Below are 16,074 nucleotides of genomic sequence, written 5' to 3' on the forward strand. Positions count from 1 at the left end.
CCCCTGTGACACCCCGACCCGGATCACCCGTCGGGGCGCTGCGGGTCACCGGCGGGGTGGCGGGGTGAGGCGGCCCCGCCACCCCGACCGGTCACTTGACCGCGCCGGAGGTCAGACCGGACTGGATCTGCCGCTGGAAGATCGCGTACACGATGATCATCGGAAGGATGGCGATGGTCAGCGCGGCGAACAGGCCCGACCAGTCGGCCTCGTAACCGGCGTTGACCGAGATGTCGGCGATGCCCTGGGTGAGCACCCACTTGTCCTTGGCGTTGGAGAGCAGCACCAGGGGCAACTGGTACTGCGCCCACTGCCCGATGATGTTGAAGATCGCCACGCTGATCAGGCCCGGCTTCGCCATCGGCAGCATCACCTGGAAGAACAGCCGGGTGTGCGAGCAGCCGTCGATCATGCCGGCCTCGGCCACCGAGTTCGGCAGCGTCCGGAAGAACGCGGCCAGGAAGAAGATGGTGAACGGCAGCGAGTAGGCGATGTAGACCAGGATCACGCCGGTGTGGGTGTCCAGCAGGCCCAGGTTGCGGACCACGAAGAACAGCGGCACCAGCGCCAGGAAGACCGGGAAGGCCAACCCGGAGACGAACAGGTAGTAGATCGCCCGGTTGCCCCGGAACTTGTACCGGGCCAGCACGTACGCGGCCATCGAACCGAACAGCATGGTGCCGAAGGTGCTGCACGACACCACGAAGACGCTGTTGAGGAAGTAGCGGCCGACGTGCGCCTTGGTCCAGGCCCGGCCGAAGTTCTCCCAGCGCAGCTCCGCCGGCAGCGTCCACGGGCTGCTGAAGATCTCGCCGGTGTTCTTGAACGCGGCCAGGAACGTCCAGAGGATCGGCACGATGACGATCACCGCCCAGACGGCGAGCGCCAACTGACCGAGCCCGCTGAACAGTCGTACCTCGTGGTGCTCGCCCCGGCCCCTGCGGGTGCGGGCGGCGGGCCGGCCGGGCGGGGTGTCCGCCGCGGCCGGCGGCAGCGTCGTCTGTGCGGCCATCTCAGTACTCCACGCTTTCCCGCTTGGTCAACCGCAGCGTCAGCGCCGCGAACGTGAGGGTGAGGAAGAACAGCGCCACACCCATCGCCGAGGCGTAGCCGTACTTCGAGTAGACGAAGGCGTTGCGGTAGATCTCCACCGCCAGCACCGTCGTCGCGCCGTCCGGGCCGCCGCTGTCCACCGAGAGCACCGCGACGATGGCGAACGCGTCGAACGCGGCGATACCGAGGTAGACCCAGGCCACCTGGAGGGTGTCCCAGAGCAGCGGCAGGGTGACCCGGAAGAACAGCATCACCTTGCTCGCCCCGTCCATCTCGGCCGCCTCGTAGATCTCACCCGGGATCGAGGCCATCCCGGCCGAGAAGAGCACCACGTAGAAGCCGACGGCCTGCCAGACCAGCACCGCGATGATCGACCACAGGGCCAGGTTCGGCCGGACCAGGAACAGCACCGGGTCCAGCCCGAACTTCATCAGCACGCCGTTGATCAGGCCGGACTCGTTGGGCCGGTAGACCATCTGGAACAGCACCGCGATGATGGCCACCGCCAGGACCTGGGGGAAGAAGAACACCACCCGGTAGAACTTCGACCCCCGGACCCCCTGCCGCTGACCGCCCACGCTGCGTCCGCCCACGTTGAGCAGGAAGGCGAAGAACAACGCGATGGCGATCGTGATCAGCGGCAGGGCAAGCAGCAGTACGCCGTGGTGCTGGACCGCCTGCCAGAAGCGCCCGTCGTCGAGCAGCCGCCGGTAGTTGTCGAAGCCCACCCACTGCGGGGCGGACAGCCCCCGCCAGTTGGTCATCGAGATCTGGAACGCCTGCGCGTACGGTGCGATGACGAAGATCACGTACAGCGTGACCGGGGCGAACAGGAACCCGATCACGAACGGATACTTGCCGTGCCGCATGATCCCGCTTCTCCGCTCGGTCAGCGCGTGAACTTGGCGACGGAGCTGTCCTTCTTGATGGCGTCGGCCCGCTTCTGGATCCGCTCCACGAAGGCGTCGGCCTTGATCCGGCCGAACATCAGCTCGTTGGTGGCGGTGCGCGCCTCGGTGTCCAGCTCCTTGTACCAGCCGTCGAAGTACAGGTTGAACACGTCCTTGCCGGCGGCGGCGAGGGCGGCCTGGGAGCTGGCCACGCCGGGCGGGAAGGCGAAGCCGGCGCTGCCGGCGGTGACCACGGTCGGGGCCTTGACCACCTCGGTGAAGCCCTTCGCACCGGCGACCGAGAGCATCTGGCGCATGTACTCCAGACCACCGCGCGGGTTCTTGCTCTTGGCCGAGACGAAGTAGCCCTCACCGGCGGTGGCCCGCACGGCGGTCGCCGGCAGCTTGTCCGAGCCGGTGAGGCTCGGCACCGGCATGAGCTGGTACTCGAAGCCGGCCGGGGTGTCCTTCTTCTGCTCGCCCTCCAGCCAGTCGCCGCTGGGGTAGAGGGCCAGCTTGTACTGGTTCTGCCGCAGCTGTACGTCGGTGTGCTTGAGCCCCTCGAAGCTCTTGTCGACGTACTTCGCGCCGATCTCCTCCCACGCCTGCGCCGCCTGCTTGACGGCGTCCTGCTGCCAGGCGCCGTCCTCCAGGTTGTCGATGTTCTTGAGCACGTCGGTGCCGCCGATCTTCGCGGCGTGGGTCAGGATCACGTTCCACTGGTAGTAGGCCGCGTTCGCCCCGGCGTAGCCGTACGGGGTGATGCCCTTGGACTTGATGCCGTCGAGCAGGGCGGTGAACTCCGACCAGGTCTTCGCGGGCGCCCAGCCGTTCTCCTTGAACAGCTTGCCCGAGTACCAGATGCCGAAGACGGTGGAGACGTAGTACAGCACGTACGGCTTGCCGTTGAACGAACCCGCCTCGACCGTGCCGGGCACGACGGTGTCGCGGACCTTCTTGTTCGGGTCGTCGACCGACGGGGCGTCCCACAGCTCGGTGAGGTCCATCAGCTGCCCGTCGGCGACCAGCGAGCCGAAGTCGATCAGCTTCTCGCCCGAGTTGTTCACGAACTCCGGCGGGTTGCCCGAGGCGAACCGGGGCTGGAGCACGGTGGAGACCGCCTGGGTGGACTGGTGCTTGATCTCCGCCTTGGGGAACGCCTTCTTGTACAGCGGCTCGTGCACGTCGGTGGCGTACTTCTCGCCGTAGCCGCCGTTGAAGATGACCACCTCCAGCGGGGCGTCCTCGGCGACACCCAGCGGGTTGGCGGCGCTCTTGGTGCCCTCCTCGGCCTTGGTGGTGGTCTCGTCGGAGCCGCTGGTGGCGCAGGCGCCCAGCAGGCTCACCACCGGCGTGGCGAGCAGGCCCGCCGCGGCGGTCCGGCCCAGCAGGGTGCGCCGGCTCAGCGCGGCGGGGGTCTCGGGGGTATTCGACATCGTCGTCTCTCCTTGGGTGTCCGGGTCAGGCGGTCCGCCGGAGACGCCCGGCGTACCGCGACTCGAGGGCGAGGTTGTGCGCGTCCCCACCGGGGACGTTGGCGGAGAGGTAGATAGGGGGTACCTCTCCGGCCTGGTGGAACCGTCGGACGACCTCCGCGGTCACCAGTTGCGCCAGCAGCGCGGAGGTGACCGAGGAGACCGCACAGACCGCGCCGCCGCCCTCCAGCGGCAGCAGTGCGTCGCCGTACGGTGCGCCGTTGTCCAGCACGACGTCGGCGAGTTCGGCGAGTCGGCGACCGGACGGGTGGCGGGGTGCGACCCGTGCGGTGTGCGCGACCGAGGTGACCGCGATGAGCGGATGGCCGCGCCCGGTGACCAGCGTCGCCAGCTCGACCACCGAGCCGTTGATGCCGGACTGCGAGGCGATCAGGAAGACGTCGGCCGGCTGCGGCCGGGCCAGCGGGTAGAGCTGGTGGGCCACGGCCGGGTCGCGTTCCAGCTTCGGGTCGGTGAGCACGTCGCGCGGGGCGTCGCCGTGCAGCACGAGGTCGTGCAGGCCGATCCGGTTGGTGGGGACCAGGCCACCGGCGCGGGCCACCAGTTCGGCGGCGAACGCCTCGGAGTGGCCGGCCCCGAACGCCTGGAGCACCCCGCCGGCCCGCAGGCTGGTGGCGATCAGGTCGGCGGCCCGGCCGATCGCCTCGGCCTGGGTGTCGAGCAGCCGGTCGAGGACGGGCCGGACGGCCCGCGCGTACCCCTGGGCACTGATCATGAGGTGGTCCCCTTCGCGGCCTTGTGCCCCTGCACGGCCTGGGCGGTACGCCGGAAGGCCGCGTGGGCGCGGTCGTGGGTGCGCTGCGCCACGGCGATGTAGAGCAGGTCGAGCACGACGAGTTGGGGGTGCCGGGCGGACAGCGCGTCCGGCCGGAAGGTGGTGGCCTGGCTGGCGGTGAGCAGGACGATGTCGGCCAGCTCGGCGAGCGGGGAGCGCGGGAACCCGGTCAGCGCCACGGTGGTGGCCCCCCGGCTGCCCGCCTCGGCCAGCATCTCGATGGTCTCCCGGGTCTGCCCGGTGTGCGAGATGCCCAGCGCCACGTCGCCGGGGCCGAGCAGCGCGGCGCTGGCCAGCCCCTCGTGCACGTCGCTCCAGGCCCACGCGGCGACCCCGATGCGGTGCAGGCTGAACTGCATCTCCTCGCCGACCAGCGCGCTGCCGCTGGCCCCGAAGATGTTGACCCGGGCGGCGCCGGCGATGGCGACGGCGGCCCGTTCGACCTCGGCGAGGTCGAGCAGGGTGGCGGTGTCGTGCATGGCCCGGGTGTCGGCGGCCATGATCTGGTCGAGCACCCGTTCCAGCGGGTCGCCGGGCTGGATCTCCCGGCCGATGTCGACGGTCCAGCCGGCCGAGCGGGCCCGGCCGGTCTCGGAGGCGATGCCCAGGCGCAGGTCGGCGTAGCCGTCGAAGCCCATCGCCCGGCAGAACCGGGTGATGGTCGCCGGTGAGGTGCCGCTGCGCTCGGCCAGCTCGACGATGGTGGCGCGGGCCGCTGCCTCCGGGTCGGCGAGCACCTGCTCGGCGACCCGGCGCAACGCTCCCGTCAACTCTCCCGTGCCGGCCCGGACCCTGGCCAGCACCCCGTCCGCGCCGCGCCGGTCGACGGGCTCGGCATCGACCACCGCGGTCGCCGCGGTGGTGTCCGTCTCGAGCTCGGCCATCGACACGCCTTTCGGAAAAGAGTGTTAACTGTTAGTGGTAAAAGTTCTTACTGAAGGCCCCTTCCTGTCAAGACCATGGGCGAAGTTTTCAAACTGTTACCTGGCGCGCGGCCCGCTCCCGACCCCCGGTCTTGCCCTGGAGCACCGCACCGACCAGCATGGACACCCCCGAACCAGCGCACCCCCGGGAGGCCCGCGAGGATGTCCGGCACCGTCGTGGTCGGCCTCGACGTCGGGGGTACGTCCACCCGGGCCACCGCCCTGACCCTCACCGGCGAACGCCTCGGCACCGGCCGGGCCGGCGGCGGCAACCCCACCAGCCACGGCGCGGAACGGGCCGCCGTCGAACTGTCGACCGCACTACGCGAGGCGCTGCGCGCGGTCGACCCGACCCGGGTCCACGCCGGGGCCGTCGGACTGGCCGGGGCCGGCCGGTTGCGCGCCGATCCGGCCGGCCGGGCCGCCTTCGACCGGGCCTGGTCGGACGCCGGCCTGCGCTGCCCGTACGCGGTGCACAGCGACGCCCTCGTCGGCTACGCCTCCGGCACCGCCGCCCCCGACGGCACGATCCTGATCGCCGGCACCGGGGCGATCGCCGCCCAGGTGTGCGACCTGCGGCTGGACCGGATCGCCGACGGGCACGGCTGGCTGCTCGGCGACGCCGGCTCCGGCTTCTGGCTGGGCCGCGAGGCGGTCCGGGCGCTCCTGGCCGACCTGGACACCGGCACCGCACCCGGCCCGTTCGGCCGGCGGCTGCTCGGCGAACTGACCGGCACGACCGGGGTGGCCGCCCGCCCCCGGGACACCGTCGACGCGGTGGTCCAGGCGGTCACCCGTCGACCGCCCGTGGAACTCGCCCGGTTCGCCCCGCTGGTCGTCGACGCCGCCGTCGCCGGTGACCCGGTGGCGGCCGGGCTGCTCCACCGGGCCGCCACGCACCTGGTCGACAGCGCCGCCCGGGTCCGGGCGGCCGACGCGGCGACCCCGCTGGTGCTCGGCGGCGGGCTGCTCACCGGCCACACCCCGCTCGGCGCGGCGGTCCGCGCCGAGGCCGGCCGCCGCTGGCCGCACGCCCCGGTCCACCCGGCCGGGGACGGCGCGGCCGCCGCCGCCTGGCTGGCCGCCCGCACCCTGCCCGGGGTCACCCACCCGGTGGCCCTGCACGCGTTGCTGGTCCCGTCGACCGGCTGACCCCTGATCGTTGTCGGTCAGGCAGCGTGCCCCGGCCGGGTCAGGTCTGGGTGGGGAAACCGAGGTTCACCCCGCCGTGGCGCGGGTCGGGCCACCGGCTGGTGACCACCTTGCCCCGGGTGAAGAACCGCACCCCGTCCTCGCCGTGGGCGTGCAGGTCACCGAAGAGGGACGCCTTCCACCCGCCGAACGAGTAGTACGCCATCGGCACCGGGATCGGCACGTTGATCCCCACCATGCCCACCTCCACCTCGTGCTGGAAGCGCCGGGCCGCCCCGCCGTCGTTGGTGAAGACCGCCGTGCCGTTGCCGTACGGGTTGGCGTTGACCAGGGCCACCGCCGCGTCGTACGAGTCGACCCGGACGACACCGAGCACCGGGCCGAAGATCTCGTCGGTGTAGATCGACATGTCCGGGGTGACCCGGTCGAAGAGCGTCGGACCCAGCCAGAACCCGCCCGGGTCCCCGTCCGGCACCACGTCCCGACCGTCCACCACCGGCACCGCACCCGCCGCCACCCCGGCCGCGACGTACCCGCGTACCCGGGCGGCGTGCGCGGCGGTCACCAGCGGCCCCATGTCGCAGCCCCGCCGCCCGTCGCCGGTACGCAGCCCGGCCATCCGCGCCGCGATCCGTGCCACCAGGGCGTCGGCGACCGGCTCCACGGCCACCAGCGCGGAGATCGCCATGCACCGCTCGCCCGCCGAGCCGAACCCGGCGTTGACCGCCGCGTCGGCGGCCAGGTCCAGATCGGCGTCCGGGAGCACCACCAGGTGGTTCTTCGCCCCGCCGAGGGCCTGCACCCGCTTGCCGGTGAGCGTCGCGCGCCGGTGCACGTGCCGGGCGACCGGGGTGGAACCGACGAACGACACGGCCCGCACGTCGGGGTGGTCCAGCAGGGCGTCGACCGCCTCGGCGTCGCCGTTGACCACGTTGAGCACCCCGGCCGGCAGACCCGCCTCGACGAACCACTCGGCCAGCAGCAGCGCCGCACCCGGGTCCTTCTCGCTCGGCTTGAGCACCACCGCGTTGCCGCAGGCCACCGCCACCGGCACGAACCACAGCGGCACCATCACCGGGAAGTTGAACGGCGAGATCACCGCCACCACCCCCAGCGGCTGCCGCAGGCTGTACGAGTCGACCCCGGTGGAGACGTTCTCGCTGAACCGTCCGCGCAGCGCCGAGGCGATGCCGCAGGCGTACTCGATCACCTCCAGGCCACGCTGCACCTCGCCGGCGGCGTCGGCGAGCACCTTGCCGTGCTCGGCGGTGATCACCTCGGCGAGCCGGTCCCGGCGGGCGTGGACCAACTCCCGGAAGGCGAACAGCACCGCCGTGCGCCGGGCCAGCGAGGCGTCCCGCCAGCTCCGGGCGGCCCGCCCGGCGGCCCCGACCGCCACCGCGACGTCCGCCGCGCCGGCCAGCGCCACGAGGCCGGTACGCCGACCGGTCGCCGGGTCGAACACGTCCCCGTACCGGCCGGACGTCCCGTCGATCCGCGCACCGTCGACGAAGTGCCCGATCCGGGCAACGTCCACCGTGGGCGCGGCCTGCGGGCCGGGTGACGTCGACCGGGTCGCCCCGGTCACCGCGCCGCCTCCGCCGCCACCGTCGACCGGATCGCCTCGACCAGGATGGCCAGCCCCTCCCGGGCCTCGGCCTCGGTGAGCGTCAACGGTGGACCCATCCGCACCACGTTGCCGTGCAGGCCGCCCTTGCCGACCAGCAGGCCGCCGGCCCGGCACGCCTCGACGACCCGGCCGGTCAGCGCCGGATCGGGTTCCGTGCCACCCGGCTGGACGAACTCCACGGCGAGCATCAGCCCGCGGCCCCGGATCTCGGCCACCCCGTCGAGGTCGGCGACCGCGGCCCGTAGGCCGTCGACGAGGATCGCACCCACCCGGGCGGCGTTGGCCTGCAGGTCGTGGTCACGCAGGTAGTCCAGGACGGCGTTGCCGGCGGCGGTGCAGAGCGGGTTGCCGCCGAAGGTGGAGAAGCTGATCGCCGGCACCGACTCCATGATCTCGGCCCGGCCGACGACACCGGCCAGCGCGAACCCGTTGCCGATGCCCTTGGCGAAGGTGAGCAGGTCCGGGGTGACCCCGTGCGCCTGGTAGCCCCAGAAGTGCGCGCCGGTACGCCCCCAGCCGGTCTGCACCTCGTCGGAGATGAGCAGGATGCCGTGCTCGTCGAGCACCTTGCGCCAGCCGGCGAACAGCCCGTCGGGCGGGGCGACGAAACCGCCGACCCCCTGGACCGGCTCGGCGATCAGGCAGGCCACGTCGCCGCTGGTCTGGGTGGCGAGCACCTCGCGCAGATCCTCCACGGCGGCGTCGATCCGGTCGTCGGCTGGCAGCCGGGCGAGCAGCCCGCGCAGCCGCTCCCCGGAGTGCAGCCAGGCCACCTGGAGCGGGTTGTGCGCGCTGGCCGTCCAGGCCCGGTTGCCGGTGATCCCCATCGTCGCGTACGACCGGCCGTGGTAGCTGTTGCGGACGGCGAGGATCTGGTGCGAGCGGCGGTAGCTGGTGGCGGCCAGCAGCGCCGCCTCGTTCGCCTCGGTGCCGGAGTTGGTGAAGAAGACCCGGGCGTCCGGGATGCCGGCGACCTGGACGATCTTCTCGGCCAGCTCCACCTGCTGCCGGATCAGGTAGAGGGTGGAGGTGTGCACCAGGCCGGTGCGCAGTTGACGCTGCACCGCCTCGCGGATCTCCGGGATGTCGTAGCCGATCATGTTGGTCAGCACGCCGCCGAAGAAGTCCAGGTAGCTGCGCCCCTGGGCGTCGGTGACCCGGCGGCCGGACCCGGCGACCAGCTCGATCGGCTCGGCGTAGTAGAGCGGCATCCAGGACGGGAGCACGGCCCGGTGTCGGGCCAGCAGGTCGTCGGCGGTCATCGGCACACCCTTCCGCGGCGGGGTTCGCGTGCCCCGCACGCTGCCACCCCGGCCGGCCGCCGACAACTGCCACTGTGTCGCCCGACCGCCGCCCCGCCTGACACGACGTCACCCGACCGGCACGGACGGCACGGTCTGGCGGTCGGCGCGGCACGGTCTGGCGGTCGGCGCGGCGCGGCCGGTCGGCACGGCACGGCGCGGCGCGGCGCGGCGCGGCCGGTCGGCCCGGCACGGCGCGGCGCGGCCGGTCGGCCCGGCACGGTCTGGCGGTCGGCGCGGCACGGCCGGGCGGCGCGGCACGGTCTGGCGGTCGGCGCGGCGCGGCCGGTCGGCACGGCCGGGTGCGGGCTCAGCCGGCGGCGGTGGCCCGGATCGCCTCGGCGAACACCTCGGAACGGTGCTCGAAGTTGCGGAACCGGCCGTAGCTGGGCGCCGCCGGGGACAACAGCACCACCCCGTCGGACGGGGTCACCGCCCGCGACAACCGGACCGCGTCCGCCAGGTCGTCCACCACCTCGGTACGCACCTTCGGTAGCCCGGCCAGCGCCGCCACGATCCGGGAACCGCTGTCCGGGATGCCGATCACGGTCAGCTCCCGCTCGGCCAGGTGGGTGGCCAGCGGGGTGTAGTCCAACCCCCGGTCGGTGCCCCCGACGATCACCGTCAACGGCCGCCCGTCGTACGCGTCGATCGCGTGCATCGCCGCGTACGGGCTGGTGGCGAGGGTGTCGTCGACGAAGGTCAGCCCGGACGGGTCGACGATCTCGGTGAGCCGGTGGGCCAGCCCGTGGAACCCGGCGACCGCCACCGCCAGGGTGTCCCTGTGGGCGACGACGTCCACGCCGACCGCGTCGAGGACGCAGAGCGCCACGCAGAGGTTGCCCGCGTTGTGCCGGCCGACCAGCGGCAGCACCGCCCTGGCGAACAGCGGCTGGTCGCCGAGGTGGAACCAGTCGGTGCCGTCCGGGCCGGTGGCGACGTGCACGGTGTCGGGCAGCCCGGCGCGCACCGCCGCCCGGTCGCCCAGTTCCAGGGCGAGGCGCGGGTCGTTGCCGTTGACCACCACCGTGCGGGGACCGTACGCGATCAGGTTCAGCTTGTCGCGGTAGTACTCGGCCTCACCGCCGTGCGCGTCCAGGTGTTCGGGGAACAGCGCGGTGACCACCGCCACCCGGGGCGAGTCGGCCAGGTCGCTGCACTGGTAGCTGGACAGCTCCAGCACGTACAGCTCGGCCTCGGGCAGGTCGAGGGTGGGCACGCCGATGTTGCCGCCCAGCACGTTGGGCCGGTCCACCGCCGCGAGCAGGTGGCTGATCAGGCTGGCGGTGGTCGACTTGCCCTTGCTGCCGGTGACCCCGATCGTCCGGTCGGCGTGGTCGGCCATCCACAGGGCGGTGCCCTGGGTGACGGTCGCCCCCCGCGCCCGCAGCTCGACCAGCCACGGGTGGGTGTTGGGCACCCCCGGCGACCGGACGACGATCTCGGCGGCGGCCAGCCGGGCGAACCCCTCCTCCCCGGTGACCAGCGGCGCGGCCTCGGCGAGCGGGCCCTCCCAGGCCACGGTGAGGAAGTTCGCGCTGTCGTCGACGGCGACCAGGTCGGCCGGGCCGTGCGCGGCGATGGCGGTCACGGCGGCGCGGCCCTCCCGGCCGGCCCCCCAGACGGCGACGGTACGGCCGCGCAGATCGGACAGGCGCACGAACTCTCCCTGAGGTGTCGACGGTGGGGTCGGGTCCGCTCCCGGCACAGCGGACCCGACCGGACGAACCAGGGCCTAGTATGGCGTGTGCCCAACGAGCAGCTCCGGCGGATGGACGCCTTCACCTTCCCGTCGTACTCGTTCGACCCCGCCACCGGCGTGGCGTCGTTCGACTACCTCCTGACCGGCCCCGACGGCGAGCAGCGGTTCACCGAGGTGATCACGCTGCCGGTGCCGGCCGGGCCGCCGTCGGCGCAGACGCTGGCCACCCTGGGCCGGGTCCTGGAACTGCTGCACGTGGTGGCCGGGGTCAGCTACTACAAGGCCGCCGCCCCGCCGCGCCTGGTGCTGCCGACGCCGCTGGGTGGGGCCGCCGCCGCGCTGGTCACCGCCGTCTACACCAAGGGTCTCGCCGAGTACGCCTACCGCAACCAGATCCCGCACGTGCTGGAGCTGCGTCCCGAGGTGCCGGCCGGCGAGGTCCCGCTCCCCCGGGTGTACGACGACTCCGACCGTCGTCCGCTGTCGGCCGTCGGCGGCGGCAAGGACTCCATCGTCAGCCTGGAGGCGCTGCGTCGGGGCGGCTTCGACCCGGTGCCGTTCTCGGTCAACCCCAACCACGTGATCGTCGCGGTGAACGAGGCGTCCGGATTGCCGGCGCTGGCCGCCCGGCGACGGCTCGACCCGGTGCTGTTCGACCTGAACGCCGCCGGGGCGCGCAACGGGCACATCCCGGTCACCGCGATCAACTCGCTGATCGCGGTCGCCACCGCCGTGCTGCACGGGCTCGGGCCGGTGGTGATGTCCAACGAGCGGTCCGCGTCCGACCCGAACCTGATCTGGAACGGTCACGAGATCAACCACCAGTGGTCCAAGGGGGTCGAGGCCGAGGGGCTGCTGCGGGCGGCGCTGGCCGGGCACGCGGGGCTGACCGAGCCGTACTTCTCACTGCTGCGCCCGCTGTCGGAGCTGCACATCGCCCGGCTGTTCGCCACCATCGACCGGTACGACGCGGTGGTGACCAGTTGCAACGCCGCGTTCAAGCTGCGTGACGCCAGCGCCCGCTGGTGCCGCGACTGCCCGAAGTGCCGGTTCGTCTTCCTCGCCATGGCCCCGTTCATGACCCGGGATCGGGTGGTCGGCATCTTCGGCGGCGACCTGCTGGCCGACGAGACGCAGATCCCCGGCTACCGGGAACTGCTCGGCGTGGACGGGCACAAGCCGTTCGAGTGCGTCGGCGAGGTGGAGGAGTCGGTGGTGGCGTTGAGCCTGCTGGCCGCCCAGGACCAGTGGCGTGACGCCCCGGTGGTCCGCGCCCTGGTCGACGCGGTCCCCGCCGCCGCCTGGTCGACGGCGGCCACCTCCGACGTCTTCACCCCCGCCGGGCCCCACCACGTCCCCGCCGCCTACGCCAAGACCCTGGACACCCTGACCTGATCCCGCTCCCCCGCCCACCTCACCCGACCCCCACCGCCCCAGCCTCGTCACCCCGGCCCTCATCGCCCCAGCCTCATCGCCCCGCCCTCATCGCCTCGGTGATCAAGAGGTTCGCGTCACCGCGACGGCGACATCTGACACATTCCTCTTGATCACGGTGAACCTGCCGGCCGGACGGGCGGTGATCAAGAGGAATGCGTCACCGGGGCGGCGAAATCTGACGCCAATCTCTTGATCACGGTCGACGGGCGGGCCGCACGGGTGGCGATCAAGAGGTTCGCGTCACCTGGGCTAGGAAATCTGACGCATTTCTCTTGATCACCGGGCACGGGCCGGGCGGGTACAGGCCGGGCGGGCACGGGCCGGGCGGGTACAGGCCGGGCGGGCACGGGCCGGGCGGGCACAGGCCAGGCAGGCGCGGGCCGGGCCGGGGACGGGGCGGGAGGGTGGTGGGGCGGGGAGGTGGGTCAGGGGGTGCGGATGGCGTCGAGGGCCAGCAGGGCGACGTGCAGGGAGAGGCAGGCTTCGACCGAGTCGAGGTCGACGCCGAGGATCCGGCCGATCCGGGCCAGCCGTTCGTAGAAGGCCGGTCGGGACAGGTGCGCGGCGACCGCGCCGGCCGACTTGTTGCGGCCCTGCTCCAGATAGGCGCGCAGGGTGCCGAGCAGTTGCTCCCGGGGGTGCTGGGCGTCGTGGGCCAGCAGCGCGCCGAGTTCCCGTTCGACGAAGGTCTGCAACCGGGGCTCGTCGCGTAACAGGTGCAGCAGGCCGGCCAGCCCGACGTGCGGCAGCCGGAAGACCGGCAGGTCACGGCTGTCCCGGCGGGCGGCCTCGGCGACCTGACGGGCCTCGACCAGCGAGCGGCGTACCTCGCGCAGGCTCGCCACCCCGGATCCGGCGGCGACGAGCACGCGCGCCGGCTGGTCGGGGTGGCGGCGGCGCAGCGCGGTGGCGAACGCGGCCAGCGCGCGGTCCTCGGCGGCGGCGTCCGGCAGGGCGAGCAGGACCCCCACCGCCTGGTCGTCGACGGGGCTGGTCAGCCCGGTCAGCTTCGCCTCCCGTAGCGCCTGGCCGACCGCCTCGGCGAGGTCACGTAGCCGGGCCGGGCCCGCCTCGGCGGCGTCGGCCGGGCCGCCCTCGCCCGGTCCGGCGGGTTCGGCCGGGGTGTCGCGGCGGAGCCGGACCATGACCCCGATCAGGTGCCGACGCTCCAGGGGCACCCCCAGCGCCCGCGCCCGCAACGCGATCTCGCCCACCGGCCGGGAGTGGTCGAGCAGGCCGGTGAGCAGGGTGTGGTGCAGTTGCCGTTCCAGTCCCTCGGCGTCGCGGCGGATCAGCCGGCCCAGCGCCAGGGTCGAGGCGGCCCGCTCCACCAGGATGGTCAGCCGGGTGGGCGGCGTGCCGACGGGACGGCCGTCGCCGAGGCCCGCCCGTGCCGGCCAACGCAGCAGCAGCCGACCCCAGTCCTGCCCGCGCGCGCCGACGGTCGTGACCAGCCAGCCGCTGTCACTGTCGTACGCCGTGCGGCCGGCGGGACGCAGCCGTCGGGAGTGCTGCTCCCAGCCGTCCAGCAGCAGTTCGGCGTTCTCCCCGGCCGGGTCGTAGGCGAGCACCTGCCGGGACAGGTTCTCCAGCACCACCGGGCAGCCGGCCAGCGCGGCGGCCTGCCGGACCACCTCGGCGGCCCCGGCGCCCTCGACGGACAGTTCGGTGAAGCGTTGGTGGATCTCCTCGGCGGCCCGCAGCTCGTGCAGTTGGGCGTCGACGATCAGGGCGTGCACCGCCTCGGTGATCCGCACGAACGGGGTGGCCCTCCGCAGCTCGACCAGGGGCAGCCCGCGCCGGGCGGCGGCCACGGCCATCACCCGGGGCACCTCGGTCGGGTAGCGGCGGCCCAGCTCGACCACGAGCCCGGAGACGCCCACCGCGACGAGGTCGCCGATGAAGGCACGCAGTCCGGTGTCGTCGGCGGGCAGTCCGATGCCGGTGGTGAGCACGAGTTCACCCCCGCCGAGCAGGGTGGCGATGTCGGGCACCTCCGCCACGTGCACCCAGCGCACCGGCCGGTCCAGGCCGGCCTCCCCGGCAACCAGCCGGGGCGCGCCGCGGCGGACCGGGTCCAGCGCGAGCACCTCACGGACGGTAGGGAACACGGGCGACACGCTACCCTCCGTGACCCCGAGCCCGGCCATCCACCGTGCGTCGCCGCCCCGACGACGGGGGCGGCCCCACCGGCCGGGACGGTGACCCGTCCCGGCCGGTGGGGCGACGGTCAGTCGACGCCGAACTCCATCGCGGCCCGGTCGAGGGCCTCGTCGTCGGCGGTGGCGACGCCCCGCGAGGCGATGGCCTCCGCGCCGCCCTGCGGCATCGCCCCGATCAGCCCGGTGGAGGCGGCCTGCGCCGCGCCGACCGCACGCTGCGGGGCCGCCCCGCCGACCAGGCCGAGGGTGGCGTACTGCTCCAGCTTGGCCCGCGAGTCGGCAATGTCGAGGTTACGCATGGTGAGCTGGCCGATCCGGTCGGACGGGCCGAAGGCCGAGTCCTCGGTACGCTCCATCGACAGCTTGTCCGGGTGGTAGCTGAACGCGGGGCCGGTGGTGTCCAGGATCGAGTAGTCCTCGCCCCGGCGCAGCCGCAGGGTCACCTCGCCGGTGACGGCGGTGCCCACCCAGCGCTGCAGCGACTCGCGCAGCATCAGCGCCTGCGGGTCGAGCCAGCGGCCCTCGTACATCAGCCGGCCGAGGCGGCGGCCCTCGTGGTGGTAGTTGGCCAGGGTGTCCTCGTTGTGGATGGCGTTGACCAGCCGCTCGTAGGCGGCGTGCAGCAGCGCCATGCCGGGGGCCTCGTAGATGCCCCGGCTCTTGGCCTCGATGATCCGGTTCTCGATCTGGTCGGACATGCCCAGGCCGTGCCGGCCGCCGATGGCGTTGGCCTCCAGCACCAGGTCGACGGGGCTGCCGAACTCCTTGCCGTTGATCGTCACCGGGCGGCCCTGGTCGAAGCCGATGGTGACGTCCTCGGTGGGGATCTCCACGGACGGGTCCCAGAACCGGACCCCCATGATCGGGCTGACCGTCTCGATGCCGGTGTCGAGGTGCTCCAGGGTCTTGGCCTCGTGGGTGGCGCCCCAGATGTTGGCGTCGGTGGAGTACGCCTTCTCGGTGCTGTCCCGGTAGGGTAGGCCGCGTTCCAGCAGCCACTCCGACATCTCCTTGCGGCCGCCGAGTTCGGTGACGAAGTCGGTGTCCAGCCACGGCTTGTAGATCCGCAGCTGCGGGTTGGCCAGCAGGCCGTAGCGGTAGAACCGCTCGATGTCGTTGCCCTTGAACGTCGAGCCGTCGCCCCAGATCTGCACGTCGTCGGAGATCATCGCCCGGACCAGCAGGGTCCCGGTCACCGCCCGGCCCAGCGGGGTGGTGTTGAAGTAGGCCCGGCCGCCGGAGCGGATGTGGAAGGCGCCGCAGGTCAGCGCGGCCAGCCCCTCCTCGACCAGGGCGGCACGGCAGTCGACCAGGCGGGCGACCTCGGCGCCGTAGCTGAGCGCACGACCGGGCACCGAGTCGATGTCGGGCTCGTCGTACTGGCCGATGTCGGCGGTGTAGGCGCACGGGACGGCGCCCTTGTCGCGCATCCACGCGACCGCGACCGAGGTGTCGAGGCCGCCGGAGAAGGCGATGCCGACACGTTCGCCGATGGGCAGGGAGGTGAGAACCTTGGACACAAGGAAGATTATGCACGCCCCCGCATTCTCATG

At 73.0% G+C, this 16,074-nt stretch carries 12 protein-coding genes; 2 read left to right on the plus strand and 10 right to left on the minus strand.

The annotated features are described in order from the left end of the window. Window positions 1–91: 91 nt before the first annotated feature. The 5 genes from ACN261_RS30305 to ACN261_RS30325 are packed head-to-tail and all read right to left on the minus strand — an operon-like array spanning window position 92 to window position 5,098. Window positions 92–1,012, minus strand: a complete 921-nt coding sequence (locus ACN261_RS30305) for a carbohydrate ABC transporter permease (protein WP_204959072.1) — start codon at window positions 1,010–1,012, stop codon at window positions 92–94. A 1-nt stretch (window position 1,013) separates the two neighbouring features. Continuing rightward, complete coding sequence (locus tag ACN261_RS30310) at window positions 1,014–1,922, minus strand: carbohydrate ABC transporter permease (RefSeq protein ID WP_425853460.1); 909 nt, start codon at window positions 1,920–1,922, stop codon at window positions 1,014–1,016. Between the two features lie 20 nt (window positions 1,923–1,942). Continuing rightward, complete coding sequence (gene ngcE, locus ACN261_RS30315) at window positions 1,943–3,379, minus strand: N-acetylglucosamine/diacetylchitobiose ABC transporter substrate-binding protein (RefSeq protein ID WP_088645681.1); 1,437 nt, start codon at window positions 3,377–3,379, stop codon at window positions 1,943–1,945. 25 nt (window positions 3,380–3,404) lie between these two features. Next, window positions 3,405–4,154, minus strand: coding sequence for a sugar isomerase domain-containing protein (locus ACN261_RS30320; protein ID WP_425853461.1), 750 nt, complete (start codon window positions 4,152–4,154; stop codon window positions 3,405–3,407). Further along, on the minus strand, window positions 4,151–5,098 hold the full coding sequence (locus ACN261_RS30325) for a MurR/RpiR family transcriptional regulator (RefSeq protein WP_425853462.1): 948 nt from the start codon (window positions 5,096–5,098) through the stop codon (window positions 4,151–4,153). Before ACN261_RS30325 ends, ACN261_RS30320 begins: the two co-directional genes overlap by 4 nt. 201 nt (window positions 5,099–5,299) lie before the next feature. On the opposite strand from ACN261_RS30325, the gene ACN261_RS30330 reads away from it, so the two are divergent. Next, window positions 5,300–6,289 (plus strand): N-acetylglucosamine kinase, encoded by a 990-nt coding sequence (locus ACN261_RS30330; RefSeq protein ID WP_425853463.1) that lies wholly within the window; start codon window positions 5,300–5,302, stop codon window positions 6,287–6,289. Between the two features lie 40 nt (window positions 6,290–6,329). Here the strand turns inward: ACN261_RS30330 and ACN261_RS30335 are convergent, their stop codons facing one another. From ACN261_RS30335 to murD, 3 genes are all read right to left on the minus strand, one after another. Further along, a complete protein-coding gene (locus ACN261_RS30335) occupies window positions 6,330–7,811 on the minus strand; it encodes a CoA-acylating methylmalonate-semialdehyde dehydrogenase (RefSeq protein WP_425853667.1) in 1,482 nt (493 codons plus the stop codon). Between the two features lie 62 nt (window positions 7,812–7,873). Next, window positions 7,874–9,181: an aspartate aminotransferase family protein gene (locus tag ACN261_RS30340; protein WP_425853464.1), complete on the minus strand. Its 1,308-nt coding sequence runs from the start codon at window positions 9,179–9,181 to the stop codon at window positions 7,874–7,876. A 349-nt stretch (window positions 9,182–9,530) separates the two neighbouring features. Beyond that, on the minus strand, window positions 9,531–10,880 hold the full coding sequence (gene murD, locus ACN261_RS30345) for a UDP-N-acetylmuramoyl-L-alanine--D-glutamate ligase (RefSeq protein WP_425853465.1): 1,350 nt from the start codon (window positions 10,878–10,880) through the stop codon (window positions 9,531–9,533). 87 nt (window positions 10,881–10,967) lie between these two features. On the opposite strand from murD, the gene ACN261_RS30350 reads away from it, so the two are divergent. Continuing rightward, window positions 10,968–12,317 carry a hypothetical protein gene (locus ACN261_RS30350; RefSeq protein WP_425853466.1) on the plus strand — a complete coding sequence of 450 codons (1,350 nt, stop codon included), beginning with the start codon at window positions 10,968–10,970 and terminating at the stop codon, window positions 12,315–12,317. 467 nt (window positions 12,318–12,784) lie between these two features. On the opposite strand, the gene ACN261_RS30355 is transcribed toward ACN261_RS30350, so the two are convergent. Both ACN261_RS30355 and argG read right to left on the minus strand, forming a co-directional pair. Continuing rightward, the gene (locus ACN261_RS30355) at window positions 12,785–14,509 is read right to left on the minus strand and encodes a PucR family transcriptional regulator (protein WP_425853467.1); all 1,725 of its coding nucleotides are present in this window, start codon (window positions 14,507–14,509) and stop codon (window positions 12,785–12,787) included. An 80-nt stretch (window positions 14,510–14,589) separates the two neighbouring features. After that, window positions 14,590–16,041, minus strand: a complete 1,452-nt coding sequence (gene argG / locus ACN261_RS30360; RefSeq protein WP_204926164.1) for an argininosuccinate synthase — start codon at window positions 16,039–16,041, stop codon at window positions 14,590–14,592. Window positions 16,042–16,074 lie beyond the last annotated feature (33 nt).

The sequence above is a fragment of the Micromonospora sp. WMMD723 genome (assembly GCF_049863385.1).
GTDB classification, from domain to species: Bacteria; Actinomycetota; Actinomycetes; order Mycobacteriales; family Micromonosporaceae; genus Micromonospora; species Micromonospora wenchangensis.